The 14254-nt window shown below is 34.4% G+C and carries 13 protein-coding genes; 3 read left to right on the top strand and 10 right to left on the bottom strand.

Features of this window, described 5'->3' with window-relative positions:
* Positions 1-204: 204 nt before the first annotated feature.
* From E0Z07_RS11075 to E0Z07_RS11060, 4 genes are all read right to left on the bottom strand, one after another.
* Entirely contained in the window at positions 205-840 is a 636-nt protein-coding gene (locus tag E0Z07_RS11075; protein WP_006259384.1) for a nitroreductase family protein, read from the bottom strand.
* A gap of 10 nt (positions 841-850) precedes the next feature.
* A complete protein-coding gene (locus E0Z07_RS11070; RefSeq protein ID WP_006259386.1) occupies positions 851-1804 on the bottom strand; it encodes a phosphoribosylaminoimidazolesuccinocarboxamide synthase in 954 nt (317 codons plus the stop codon).
* Positions 1805-1837: 33 nt separating this feature from the next.
* Positions 1838-3823: an alpha-ketoacid dehydrogenase subunit alpha/beta gene (locus tag E0Z07_RS11065; RefSeq protein ID WP_039329142.1), complete on the bottom strand. Its 1986-nt coding sequence runs from the start codon at positions 3821-3823 to the stop codon at positions 1838-1840.
* A gap of 89 nt (positions 3824-3912) precedes the next feature.
* Positions 3913-4992, bottom strand: a complete 1080-nt coding sequence (locus E0Z07_RS11060; RefSeq protein WP_006259388.1) for an XAC2610-related protein — start codon at positions 4990-4992, stop codon at positions 3913-3915.
* 434 nt (positions 4993-5426) lie between these two features.
* Here E0Z07_RS11060 and E0Z07_RS11055 point away from each other — a divergent pair, with 434 nt between their 5' ends.
* Positions 5427-6077 (top strand): DUF6266 family protein, encoded by a 651-nt coding sequence (locus tag E0Z07_RS11055; protein ID WP_131540742.1) that lies wholly within the window; start codon positions 5427-5429, stop codon positions 6075-6077.
* A gap of 248 nt (positions 6078-6325) precedes the next feature.
* On the opposite strand, the gene E0Z07_RS11050 is transcribed toward E0Z07_RS11055, so the two are convergent.
* Positions 6326-6649, bottom strand: a complete 324-nt coding sequence (locus E0Z07_RS11050) for a Bor family protein (RefSeq protein ID WP_039329141.1) — start codon at positions 6647-6649, stop codon at positions 6326-6328.
* A gap of 838 nt (positions 6650-7487) precedes the next feature.
* Here E0Z07_RS11050 and E0Z07_RS11045 point away from each other — a divergent pair.
* Complete coding sequence (locus tag E0Z07_RS11045) at positions 7488-7913, top strand: acyl-CoA thioesterase (protein WP_006259391.1); 426 nt, start codon at positions 7488-7490, stop codon at positions 7911-7913.
* A gap of 193 nt (positions 7914-8106) precedes the next feature.
* Here E0Z07_RS11045 and E0Z07_RS11040 read toward each other — a convergent pair whose 3' ends face one another.
* From E0Z07_RS11040 to E0Z07_RS11020, 5 genes are all read right to left on the bottom strand, one after another.
* Positions 8107-9042, bottom strand: a complete 936-nt coding sequence (locus E0Z07_RS11040) for a siderophore ABC transporter substrate-binding protein (protein WP_058699487.1) — start codon at positions 9040-9042, stop codon at positions 8107-8109.
* A gap of 20 nt (positions 9043-9062) precedes the next feature.
* The gene (locus E0Z07_RS11035; RefSeq protein WP_006259395.1) at positions 9063-9821 is read right to left on the bottom strand and encodes an iron ABC transporter ATP-binding protein; all 759 of its coding nucleotides are present in this window, start codon (positions 9819-9821) and stop codon (positions 9063-9065) included.
* Positions 9818-10765 (bottom strand): iron chelate uptake ABC transporter family permease subunit, encoded by a 948-nt coding sequence (locus E0Z07_RS11030; RefSeq protein ID WP_006259398.1) that lies wholly within the window; start codon positions 10763-10765, stop codon positions 9818-9820. The genes E0Z07_RS11035 and E0Z07_RS11030 overlap by 4 nt, the downstream gene beginning before the upstream one ends.
* Complete coding sequence (locus E0Z07_RS11025; RefSeq protein WP_058699486.1) at positions 10758-11708, bottom strand: ABC transporter permease; 951 nt, start codon at positions 11706-11708, stop codon at positions 10758-10760. Before E0Z07_RS11025 ends, E0Z07_RS11030 begins: the two co-directional genes overlap by 8 nt.
* Before the next feature lie 309 nt (positions 11709-12017).
* Positions 12018-12911, bottom strand: coding sequence for a LysR substrate-binding domain-containing protein (locus E0Z07_RS11020; protein ID WP_016649641.1), 894 nt, complete (start codon positions 12909-12911; stop codon positions 12018-12020).
* A gap of 89 nt (positions 12912-13000) precedes the next feature.
* Here E0Z07_RS11020 and E0Z07_RS11015 point away from each other — a divergent pair, with 89 nt between their 5' ends.
* Positions 13001-14227, top strand: coding sequence for an MFS transporter (locus tag E0Z07_RS11015; protein ID WP_131540741.1), 1227 nt, complete (start codon positions 13001-13003; stop codon positions 14225-14227).
* Positions 14228-14254: the final 27 nt, after the last annotated feature.

Genomic DNA, 14254 nt, shown 5'->3' with positions numbered 1-14254 from the left:
GTTACGAATATAAAATAATATCACTAAAAAAGCTAGCACATACTTCTTCATTATATTGAATTAATACATACATCTTTTGATAATCAATCAAAAAAACAGTAAAAAAATTACACTAAGTAAAAATTAAAGTATTTTTAACAAAACGATATTATGAATTTCGCAATCACATATAAAAAAATATCCCCTACCAAGAGGGGATATCTATTATTCGATAATTGTTAAAATATCTTCTAGTGCAAAACGTACTTTCTTCATAGGTAATAACCAATCATTTTCATGATCTCTTTCTCCTATCGCTAAAATAGTTACACTTCTCAGTCCTTTCTTATCTAAACCTAATGCCTCATCTAACTGATCATTATAGAAGCCCTCCATAGGTGAAGCATCTACTCTTAACTCAGCCGCAGCTGCAATAGCCATACCAAAAGCAATATAAGCCTGACGAGCTGCATGCTCTGCTTGCTTCTCTTGTGACATTGCTGCAAAGTTACCTTTGATAAATCCTTTATAATCATTCATAGCACCAGGAGCTAACTCTCTCGTCTTCTCTACATTATCGAATACAGCATCAATGCGCTCTTCTGTATAAGCATCCCAAGCAGCAAAAACCAAAACATGTGAACTATCCACCACCTGACTTTGATTCATAATCACAGGTAATAGCTTCTCTTTTAACTCTTGATTCTTGATTAAGATCATCTCGAAAGGTTGTAACCCAGAAGAAGTAGGTGCCATACGAGCTGCCTCGATGATCTGCATTACTTTTTCGTCTGCTATCTTAACTGAACTATTATATTTCTTAGTAGCATAACGCCACTGTAAACTCTTTAGTAACTCCATAATTTATTAATTATCTCTTAGCCAAAAAAGCTAAAACATTATTCTCTATACGTTCATTAATATTAGAGATATCAGCCTTCACAAATGGTTCTCCTATAATCTTCTCATATAGCTCTATATATCTATCTGATACACTATTGATATACTCATCCGTCATCTCTGGTATTGCCTGTCCTTCTTTTCCTTGAAAGCCATTGCTGATTAACCATTGTCTGACGAACTCTTTAGACAATTGCTTTTGAGCCTCCCCTTTTGCTTGTCTTTCTTCATAGCCCTCTGCATAGAAGTATCTAGAAGAATCTGGCGTATGTATCTCATCGATTAACACAATCTTTCCGTCTTTAGTCTTCCCAAATTCATATTTAGTATCCACTAAGATCAAACCGCGCTCTGCTGCTATCTCACTTCCTCTCTGATACAGTGCGTGTGTGTATTGCTCTAATACCAAATAATCTTCTTCAGAGACAATCCCTCTTGCCAAGATATCTTCTCTCGAGATATCTACATCATGAGCTCCTAAATCTTCTTTAGTAGATGGAGTGATAATAGGTGATGGCAATTGATCATTCTCTTTTACCCCTTCAGGCAAGGTCACTCCGCATAACACTCTCTTTCCTTCTGCATACTCACGAGCAGCATGCCCAGCTAGATAACCTCTGATCACCATCTCCACCTTAAACGGCTCACATACATGCCCCACCGCTACATTAGGATCAGGTGTAGCTACTAACCAGTTAGGAACGATGTCACTTGTCATCTCCATAAACTTGGTTGCTATCTGATTTAGGATTTGTCCTTTAAAGGGAATTCCCTTAGGCATAATAACGTCAAAAGCCGATAATCTATCTGTAGCAACCATAACTAATAAGTCGTCTGCTATATTATAAACTTCTCTTACTTTTCCGCGGTAAACTGACTTTTGATTTGGAAACTCAAAACCCGTTTTTGTGATTGTGTTATTCATATTCTTGTTATAGTTGTGTAGTTCTTTTCTATTCTAGTAGGCTATCAAATCTAATAGCGCTGTTTCAAATCTGTCCTTAGGCAGATATTGATCTTCTAAAGCTTTCACAAATGGTATGGCTGTCTCTAAACTGGCTACCCTTCTTACAGGTGCATCTAAGTCTTCAAAACAATTCTCCATAATCATCGCCGACATATCACTTGCAATTCCTCCGAATAAGGAATCTTCCTGCAAAATTATAACTTTATTTGTTTTTTTCACTGATTTAAATACAGTTTCCTCATCTAAAGGTTGTAAAGTTCGTAAATCTATCAAATCAGCCTTAATATCAGGGTGCTTGTCTAGCACTTCCATCGCCCAATGCACTCCTGCTCCGAAGGTCACTACGGTCACATCTGCCCCTTCTCTCAACACACTCGCCTTTCCAAACGGCAGTGTATAATAATCCTTAGGTACATCCTGATAAATACTCCTATACAACAGTTTGTGCTCAAAGAAGATCACAGGATTAGGGTCATTAATAGCAGTAGCCATTAGCCCTTTTGCATCATACGGAAAAGCAGGGTACACTACCTTAAGTCCTGGTGTTTTTGTAAACCAAGCTTCATTGGTCTGTGAGTGGAATGGGCCTGCTTGTGTACCACCACCACACGGCATACGCACGACCACATCTGCCTTCTCATTCCATCTGTAATGTATCTTTGCCAAATAGTTTACAATCGGATTAAACCCAGTAGATACAAAATCGCCAAACTGCATCTCCATAATCGCTTTTCCTCCATTGATAGAATACCCCATCGCGGCAGAGACTACTGCGCTCTCACAGATAGGTGTATTGCGAATACGCCCTTTGCCAAACTGCTCTACGAAACCATCTGTTACTTTAAATGCACCTCCGTATTCTGCAATATCTTGCCCCATGATAATTAAGTTATCATGGCGTTCAAAAGATTGTTTTAACCCTTCTGATATCGCATCTATCAGTCGAATATTAGCTACTTCTGCTGTTGGTTGTATATCTTCATACTGATAAGGAGCATACATATCATTTAGCTCCGTAACCAAGTCAGCTACTATAGCAGGCTCTTCTTGTGTTGCCTTCCAGTCCTTGTCTATCTCTTGTTTAAACTCTTCTCTAATCTGTTCGTCTAAAGCATCTGTCAGTACGCCTATTTCTTTTAGATAAGCTCTGTAATTCTCCACAGGGTCTTTTAGTTGCCACATATCCATCAGTTCTTGAGGCACATACTTTGTACCACTAGCTTCTTCGTGCCCACGCATTCTAAAGGTCAAGAACTCTATCAATACAGGACGAGGATTCTCACGCATAGATTGTGCCAGTGCACTGATCCGCTGGTATACTTCTAAGATATTATTCCCATCTATAATATGACTTTCCATCCCATATCCTATCGCACGATCTGCTAGATGCTCACATCTATACTGCTCATTCGTAGGAGTCGACAGTCCATAACCATTATTCTCGATTACAAAAAGAACAGGTAAGTCCCACACAGAAGCAATATTCAGCGCCTCGTGGAAGTCTCCTTCAGAAGTAGCTCCTTCACCTGTAAATACTGCTGTTATCTTATTCTCATTTCTCAAGGTATGCGCTAGAGCGATACCATCTGCTACACCCAACTGGGGACCTAAGTGAGAAATCATCCCCACTATATGATATTCTTGTGTACCGAAGTGAAAAGAACGCTCACGTCCCTTAGTGAACCCATTTGCCTTTCCTTGCCATTGAGAGAACAAGCGGTGTAAAGGAATATCTCTAGAGGTAAACACCCCTAAGTTTCGGTGCATAGGCAGAATGTATTCGTCCTGCTCTAAACTAGCAGTCACTCCTACACTGATAGCCTCTTGCCCTATTCCGGAGAACCATTTAGATACTTTGCCCTGTCTGATCAGGATAAGCATCTTTTCCTCTACCATTCTAGGTTTGAGTAATTTTTTATAAAGTCCAAGTAACTCTTGGTCTGTTAAGTTTTTTCGGTCGTAATGTAATTGTTTCATAATTGGTTTAATAGACTCTAAAAATAAGCATTTGCCCCTACTAAACAAATTAATTCTAAACAAGTAATTACATTATTCTATAATCACTTTTACAACTCATAACAATACTTACTTTCAAAAAACTTTAAAACATTCTTACCATAAACTTGATTAAACTCTTCTTCTGTTATTTCTATTTCTTTCCCATTCTTTATCTTATAATACCATGTTGGCGGATTAAAAGAATCATCTATTTCTCTTGTTCCAATATAGGTTCCAAAAACAGCATAGAGCTTATTCTCATGTAACTTATAAACTTTTTCAGTTCCTCCTCTACCTTCTCCATATTCGTATAATAACTTCTTTCTAAAATCTGTTCCAGGTACAGAGGTATAAATAGAATCATTATATACTTCATCAAAAACATACTCTTTACTATTGGAATTATACAATAAGAATTGAAATTTGACTGGTGGATACGCTGGTAAAAAATGAAATGCTGAAATATCTAAATAACCATCAAAATTATAATCTTGTAAATAAATCTTAAAATTAGGTTCGTCCTTATAATACCAAAATACAGACTCAATTTCTATTCGTTTAACCTCATGTTTATCACTTATTTCAGCTATCTCAGTTACATTATAAGTATCGTTCGAATAATCAGTTTTATTTAAAAACGCTTTATACTGTTTCTGAGGGTACCCCTTACCTTTAGGGTTAGCCATTACAAAAGGCATTACAGCACCATTGCTCACATTAGTCCATTCACCTACTACCTCTCCTTTATCATAATCAAAGTGCCCTCTGAATGTATTACCAAACTCTTCTTTAAACTCTAAAATTCCATGACTCACAGTTCCATTAATATCAATAAAAGTTCCATTATTTAGATAATAGTAATATCCTGATATCTCGTCTTCAAATACTTTTAAATACATATCAAAAGCATATTTATCATCTATCTTACCTGTAAAATGGTACGTATAATGAACATCTACATCCTTCCATCTTTTATCTGTAAAATCAGCACTATCATCCCACTCGCTTAGTTCTCCTTCGTCATCCCACTCCTCTTCTGCAAGAACCACTTCTTCTGTAGTCGTATTAGGAAATTCTTCTATCTTCTTCTTACAAGATATAGTGACTAATACCACACTTAATAACAATAATATTATTTTACTCTTCATATTTCAACTTTATTAACTCCTTAAAAATAAAGTTATTTTCATTCAGCTCCCTTATCCTTTTTACTTATAAGTATAATTCACAATCTACACCATCTCTCTTGCTGATTCTAGGAGTATTCTAGGGGTTTTCTTGCAGTTTACTAGCCTAGAGAGGCATTTTCTCGAAGGAAGGTGCAAGGATGCCTCTAGCAACCCTCAAGCAACATCATAGAAATATAAGCTAAACTCAAATGTCAAATCAACTTTCAATAAAGACAGTTTTAAATAAAATGCTGATAGTATTCAAAGTATTTTTAACTTTTTTTGCCTCTAAAAACGTATTTACTGACTTCATCAAGGGTTCAATAAATGGACGAGAAGTGAACTAGAAGAAAAGTACCCTTCTGATATCTTAATTTTACAAAAAGTAAATCAACCATTTAAAAATCAAAATTATGGCAGAAGCAATGAACGGAATGTTAGGTGGCGTATCTGGTAAGGTAGGTCCCGTAATAGGCGTAAGATGGCGAGGTCGCTATTTCTGGCGATCTAAAGCGAGGAAAAGCACTAAACCTTTTTCAGAAAAACAGCGGATACAGCAGGAGAAAATGGCACTTGTATCTTCTTTTTTAGCCAAAATAAGAGGATTTATTAATCAATACACACCAATGAGACAAGGTGAGAAATCACTCATCAATGGGACAGAACAACAATCTTCATTTTTACTCAGACATGGTATCGGCTATGAAGGTGACAGAGGGTACTTACAACTCAATCTAGTCACTGTATCTATAGGAACACTTCCTGTAGCACATATCCATAAAATACAACTTACAGAAGATAAGCAAATCAAACTAGAATGGGAAGACAATAGCTATAACAGCATGACAGCAGAATCTGACCTGCTAAGCGTCGTAATCTTTCACAATGAAGAAGAGGAATTTCAGATCTATGATACGGTAGGACAACGAATGGATAAAATAGGACTGATCACACTGAAAGAACAATGGACGTACGGTACGATCCATATCTGGACAATGTGGAAAAACAAAGAAGAGAAACTGAATAGCACAAGTTTATATCACGAAGAAATAGCTCTAGATTAGCTGATCAGATACAGTGTAGTACTCTACTTCATTCCTGCCTAAACAACCGATAGAAATGAAGTAGATACACTATGCTATTATACCTAATAGAACTTTTATATTATCTATCAGATTCATTTCATAGTACATTAGGTAGAATAATGAACTATATAATCTGATGATGATAACTGATGTAACGCTTAAAACAAAAAAAGGATTAGATAATCTACTGATTATCTAATCCTTTTTAATACTTCTAAGAGCAACAACTATTTCTTAAAGTCCTCCATAGGTACATAGATAGTGGTAGTCGTAGGAGTGTAAATACCAAAAGTAATACATCCTAATAGACCATCTACAAAGCTCATTTGAGTCTTCACAACATAGTTCGTTTTCTTATCTGCTAGTTCACTTCCTTTATACCCTTTGTTTAAAGGAATTAAACCTGCTATAAGCGCATGATTCTTCTTTTTGTTTACTTCTACCACAGGCATTGTTAGATCAGTATCACCTACTGCTACTTTTGCTGTATAACAAGATGTCATAGTTATTGCAACTACACAACCCATCAAGGCTAATTTAATTGTCTTCATTTTTACTATTCTTATTTTTAATGATTCTAAATATACTACCCCTTGAAGTATATTAAAAATAGAGAGACAGTATTATAACAATATCATAGATAATATAGATTATCAAATAAATAACTTATAAAAAATATTAAAAACAGAAATGTAATTTAAAAACACTACTATTTAGAACTGTAATAAATAAAGACATAAATAGTCAATTTAAGCTATTCACTTTATAAATCAGATTACGTATCGCTAATTAGATCTAAATAAGTTTTTTTTACATACAAATCAAGGCGAAATATACACTGATTAATACAACAAATAACTCCCCCTAAAAGCTTTATCCCCCTCAGAATCACCTTACATATTAACCCAATACTACAAAGCAATTCTGCCCCCTGGTTCTTTCATTAGCGATATAACCTTACTCTAAGTGAAATCACTCATGTAGACCTGTTTTGTATAATAACTATTCGTTTAGATGCCAAATACATAATCTGGGTTAAAAATGAACTAAGATTTACACTAGATTAATCATTTCCCATTTATAGTACTTATATTTGCAAGGTTATACATTGAATAAACTACTCTGTCAGGGGAATCGTGTGAAACTCACGAGCTGTCGCGCAACTGTAAGTAATTAGAACTAATTATAAGTCAGATCACCTACACAGTAGAAGTATAATATTATGGTATTGCTTTCGCGATTTGAAGCAACATAGTTATACTAATATCTTTCCCTTATGACATTTTAGAAAGAATAGTATACTAAACAACTAAAAGCCAAAATAGCTATTCCATAATTTATGAATATTAAAAGTAATAACTAACTCAAAAAAAGAATCATTACAACAATATGGAAGGTCAATTAACAAACAGAGAGTTACGTATCCAAAAAAAAATAAAGGATTCGGAAACACACGTATTTAAAGCTGTATTCCCAGGACAAACTAATCACCACAACACCATGTTCGGTGGAGCGGTAATGTACATTATGGATGAGATAGCATTCATGACAGCTACACGTTTCTGTCGTAAACCTATTGTAACTGTATCTAGTGATAAGATTGATTTTAATCATCCTATCCCTGCAGGAACACTAGTAGAGCTTATCGGGACAGTAGTACGTGTAGGAAGAACGAGCCTAGATGTACGCGTAGATGTATTCGTAGAAAGTATGTACAGAGAAGGAAGAGAAAAAGCGATGACTGGTACATTTACTTTAGTAGCGATCAATGAGAGCAAACGCCCTGTTCCTGTATTTGACGAAGTAGAAGAATAGTAAATCTTTATATCATACAAAAAAATCCCTAACGAATAATCATTAGGGATTTTTTTATACACACTGTTTTGATTTCTATTCTAAAAACAGCACACGCTTGGCCTCTTCTAACAAGAATTTGCTCAAGCCACAACACTATTTCACAATAAAAGCTACCTTATTCAGATAGCTTTTATCGCAAAAAAATTAAAGATTATTCAGCAATTGCTTGCTCAACTTCGTCTAACATCATTTTGATAGACTTAAGTCCTCCTCCTGATAAATACCATATTTCTGGGTTTAAGAAAATGATTTTATCATTTTTATATGCGTTTGTTTGTTTTACTAATGCATTAGCAAACTCTTCTTTCCCCATAGTCGCTCTCTTAATAGCAGCTCCTCTATCGATTACGAAGATGTAATCTGGGTTTAATTCTTTAATGAACTCATTAGAGATCGCTTGACCATGTGTAGCAGCTTCGATGTTTTGATCAGCAGGTTTTAATCCGAATACATCATGGATAATCCCGAAACGAGATCCTTTTCCATAAGCACTTAAACGTCCTTCGTTAGCAAGCACAACTAAACCTCTTTTCTCAGATTTAGCAGTAGTCTCGTTAATCTTAGCCACACGCTCATCGATTACTTTTAACTCTTTCTCTACCAACTCTTCTTTACCAAACAACTTACCTACTGTACGTTGGCTAGCTTTAAAAGAATTCATATAATCTTTAATATCAATATCAAGATTAATAGTAGGAGCTATTTTACTAAACTCATCATACATAGCAGCAGTACGAGCTGCGATAATGATAAGTTCTGGTTCAGCTGCATTTATTTTTTCCATATTAGGTTCTTTAATACCACCTACATCTACTAAGTTAGCATCATCTGCATACTTAGATAAGTAAGCAGGCATATTACCTTTAGGAGCTCCTTTAAATTCTATACCTAAATCCTCAAAAGTATCTATCATTCCATAACTAAGAATAACAGCATTTTTAGGATTTTCTTTTACTTCAGTAGTTCCTGACAAGTGCTCAACTGTCACTTTTGCTACATTCTCCTCTGTAGTCTCTGTCTTCGTTTCTTTACAAGACGTAAAGATTAAAGCTGAAGCTGCCACGCAGCTTATTAAAAATTTACTCATAACAACTCGATTAGTTAAAATTATTTAAAGTATATACACACCTTATTATTACAGTTATCTACAATAGTCATATCTATATCGAAAACTTCTTTCATAATATCCTCGCGAATAATATCATCCGTTAATCCGAAATGGATAATCTTATGATCTTTAACTGCTGCAATATAGTCTGCATACGAAGAAGCATAATTAATGTCGTGCACTACAATAATTATGGTCTTTCCATAATCATCTGCCAAAATTCGAAGAATCTTCATAATCTCGACAGAGTGTTTCATATCTAAATTATTAAGTGGTTCGTCTAACAGAATATACTCTGTATCCTGAGCCAACACCATCGCTAAGAAAGTACGTTGACGCTGTCCTCCACTTAATTCATCTATGTATTGTTCTTGAATATCTGTTAGTCCCATAAAAGCAATACTCTCCTCTACCTTCTCATGATCGATAGCGTTCATTCTACCTTGAGAATGTGGAAAGCGCCCAAACTCGACTAACTCTTTAACTGTTAACCTTACATTAGGATGATTTGCTTGTTTTAAGATTGATAATCTTTTTGCGAAATCTCTATTCTTAAAATTGACAATATCTTGATCTAATAAATTGATAAGTCCTGAGTCTTTAGCGACTAAACGACTAATAATAGATAACAGAGTACTCTTACCTGTTCCGTTCCCTCCTACTAGACATGTGATTTTTCCTTTTGGAAAAGAAACTGACACATCATTTAGAATCATCTTCTCACCATACGTCTTAGATACATTCTTTACTTCTATCATCCTTTGTTACTTTTTAATAATAAATAAATAAAATACACCCCTCCTACAAAATTGATAATAATACTAATAGTAGTACTCATATTAAAGAGATGCTCCACTAGATATTGTCCTCCTACAACAGTAACCGCTGTTAGCAAACAACATGCTAGTACCATATAACTATGCTTACTACTCTTCACAAGCTCGTAAGTCAAATTGGCAACTAATATTCCTAAGAACGTAATAGGCCCTACCAATGCCGTAGAAATAGCTACCATCACAGAGATAATAAGCAAATTAGCTTTGATCACTTTATGATAGTCTACCCCAAGACTTATGGCATTCTCCCTACCTAAACTAAGTACATCTAACTGTCTAAAATATTTAATCCCTACTAGCATAGAGGCTATTAATAAGACAGCGGATATAGTCAATAAATTTAGGTTTATCTTATCAAACGAAGCAAACATTGCCGACTGTATGATTAAGAATTCATTAGGATCAATAAGCATTACTATAAAAGAAGAAAAACTCCTAAACAGTGTTCCCATTAACAGTCCCACTAATAGTAATAAATACATACTCTTACTCTCTCTTCTGAATACTAAATAGTACATCACTAAAGAGAATCCTAACATTAATACTACAGATATCGCAAAGTTGGTTTCTGAATTAAGAACCTGAAATGTTCTATCTCCATAAGCAAACACTAGCAAAGACTGTAACAACAAATAGAATGAATCAAACCCCATAATAGAAGGTGTCAAGATTCTATTAGCTGATATTGTCTGAAATATAATAGAGGAATATCCTATAGCAAACGATATTAAAATCATCGCAATAACCTTATATCCTCTTCTAGGTAATACATAATCTAATTTGGTTCCCGTAAAGGTGAACATATATATAGCAATGAATAATAATAAAACAACTGCTAAAACTGTAATAATCTTGTTCTTAAACATGTTTAGCGCGTTTAAATATTAGTATTAAAAATATTAATCCACCTATAATACTTACTGTTAATCCTATCGGAATCTCATAAGGCGCTATTAACATTCTGCTTATTATATCACATACCATTAAAAAGATCGCTCCTATCAATGCTGTATAACTAATCGTCTTTTTAAGATTATCTCCAAACATCAAACTCACAATATTAGGAATAATAAGTCCTAAAAAAGGAATCACACCTGCTGTCAGAACCACTACAGTAGAAGTAATAGCTACAAATATCAATCCTAGATAAGTAATCTTCTTATGGTCTAATCCTAAACTACTCGCGGTGTCTTCTCCTAAACCTACGATAGTAAACTTATTAGCGTATAAATAGCTCAAGAACACAATCGGAACTCCTAAGTATAAAATCTCATAGTTCCCTTTGATAATAGATGAAAAGTCTCCTATCAGCCAACCTTCCATATTCTGAACCAAGTTCGTTTTATAAGCAAAGAACGTAGATATTGCATTCAGGATATTTCCAAAAACTATCCCTACTAATGGAATAAAAATGATATTGCGCATTTTTATCTTACTCGAGATCTTTAAGAAAATAACACTTGCTAATAAAGCTATTGTAAATGATAAGATCATCTTATAGACCATCCCTCCTCCTGGAAATAATATCATACTAAATAATATTCCCATCTTACAAGCGTCTAAAGTCCCCATCGTAGTCGGTGAGACAAATTTGTTAAGAGAAATCTGTTGTACAATCAATCCAGAAATACTCATACCAATACCTGCTATTAATACAGATATCATACGGGGTAATCTACTTACTAACATAACCAATATCTCATCCTGATCTAGTTGGTGTATATCAAATACAGATATATCTTTTACGCCAACAAATACAGAGATGAAAGAAACTATTATCAGTATAAGAATTAATAATATTCTTATCATTTACTCGTTTGTTTTTATTTAGAATCAAATTAAATAATCGCAAATATAAAAAAGTAAAGTGGCTAACAAAAGAAAAAAACTTATCAATTTATGTAAACTCAATTAGTTAGATTATCGGTATACTAATGTATACACGGATTCTATCAAACAAACACAAGTATTAACTCTTCATTTTTTAATTAATTAAATTTTATAACGTTAAAATTAAAGTAATCACAATTCGGCCTTTTTTAAAATAAATCTCATTAAGTTCTATTTCATGGTAAATAACAGCTCATTTATTACCTAAACAGAGACTGAAACATACAGTTATAATGTGTTTAACTCATCTTTATTCTCATTCATTAATAAATCGACAAATACTCTCACGGACTTTTTGAGATAACTGTCTTTTAATTGAATAATAACAGCTTCTCGCTTCATATCACTATCTATAATCGGGATAGCATAAAGGTCTTTTTCTCCATGTACAGTTGCGTAAGTAAGAACAGTTTGATAAGCTCCTTTTTTGACAAGGTCAATAATCATAGAAGTTTGATTAGTCTCTATGGCGATATTAGGTCGGATATTATACTTTTCGAACTCCCTGTCTAAAAAGTTACGCGTACTAAATCCTTGCACAGGAAGGGCTAATCGGTACTGTTCTATCTCCTTTAGTCTAATCTCTTTCAGTAGAGCTAATTCTGAATCCTTTGCTACCATAAAGGCCATATCAGATATCAAGACTGTTTTATAAATGAAGTTCTCTTCATGCGCTCCATCAAAAAAAGTCAAAGCAAAGTCAATATACTGTTTCTCTAGATACTGCATTAGCTCATTAGTCGTACCAAATGTAACCTCTATCTTTACTTCTGGATATGTCTGTGTAAAAAGAGTAAGAGAAGACAGTACTAAAGACTTTAGTCCCCACGTAAGCCCTATACGCAATACTCCTGTCTTTAGTCCCTCTAAATCCTCTAACAAGAGTTTTCCATCCTCTGCAGCTCTTATGCTTCTCTCTGCATAAAAAGAGAATAACTCTCCTGCTTCTGTCAATGCTATACGCTTCCCTATTCTATCAAATAGTGGCTGGCCTATTTCTTCTTCTAACTGTTTTATTTGTTGAGACAATGTACTCTGTGTAATGAATAGATGCTTAGAGGCTTCAGTAAAATTGAGTAATTCTTTTGCTTTTAAGAAATACCTTAATTGTCTTAGTTCCATGAGTTGATCGTTTTTATCGATTGATACGATAGAAAAATACCGTTTTACTAATATATAGCATACTCGTAACTTTACAAAAAATAAAGAATATGAATACCACCACCTATACAGAAGAAGTTGTTCATATAAGAGCAGTTAAAGGAACCACTACATATAAAAAGATTAAATGGAGTATATTTTTAGTAGGAGTTTCTGTATTCGCTCAAGTATATAATTTCCAGCCTATACTATCTGAAATCACACAATACTTTAAAGTAACACCTTCTGAGAGTAGCTATCTAGTATCTGCTAGTACTTTAGGTATGGCTATTGGTTTATTACTTTTTGCATTTATTGCAGATAGTTATCCACGTAAAGACATCATGCTCTTCTCTCTAGTCACCTCTACGATGCTCACCCTCTTATCTGTATGGGCTAATGATTTTTCTATCTTAGTCAATATTAACTTTATAAAAGGAATGTGCATATCTGGGGTATCAGCAGTGACATTAGCCTACTTAGCAGAAGAAATAGACCCTAAATACATCGGGACTGCCATAAGTTTTTACTTGGCAGGAAATACTTTTGGAGGAATGTTTGGAAGAATTGTCGCCGCATTAGTATCTGGGTGGCTAGGTTGGCAAGCAGCAGTATTTACCATTGGTATACTCGCTGTAGTTATTGCCGTTGCTTTTTATATCTTATTTCCAGAGTCTAGATTCTTCACTCCTAAAAAACTAAAAATAAAACACAAGTTACGACAGATGAAATCTATCTTTAGAAACTATAAGATACTAGCTATGTACCTCGTAGCAATCTGTCTAATGGGAGCCTTCGTGAGTGTGTATAACTTTTTAGGTTTTAAACTTGAGTCAGCACCTTATAACTTACCTCATTACCTAATCGCTATGATATTCTTAATGTACGCATTTGGTATTTTTGGTAATATGGTTGCCGGATCTTTATCAGATAGATATTCTCCTCGTAAAATACTATTGATTGCTTTAGGATTAATGTTAATAGGTGTAATAGGTATGTATATGGACAATCTTGTTATTATCCTATTAGGATTGACTTTCTTCACCATCTCATTCTTTAGTGGACACACCGTCGCTAGCAGAGTAGTTACAACTCTAGGTAAGGAAGCTAAAAGTTCCGCTACAGCCTTGTATTGGTTCTTTTATTATATAGGCTCAAGTATTATAGGCAGTTCTACAGGAGTCTTTGTGAATAAAGGCAATTGGAATGGGTTCTTCTATACGCTTATAGGCATGACTATAATAGCCCTTCTTGCGACTTATCTAAGTACAAGACAAACGAAAAAAGCCACTGAATAGTGGCTTTTTGTTTATATGTTTCTATGT

It is taken from the genome of Myroides odoratimimus, from assembly GCF_004337635.1.
GTDB lineage: Bacteria > Bacteroidota > Bacteroidia > Flavobacteriales > Flavobacteriaceae > Flavobacterium > Flavobacterium odoratimimum.
The sequence above is the reverse complement of the archived record's forward strand: the minus strand, read 5'-3'. Positions and strand labels throughout refer to the sequence as shown.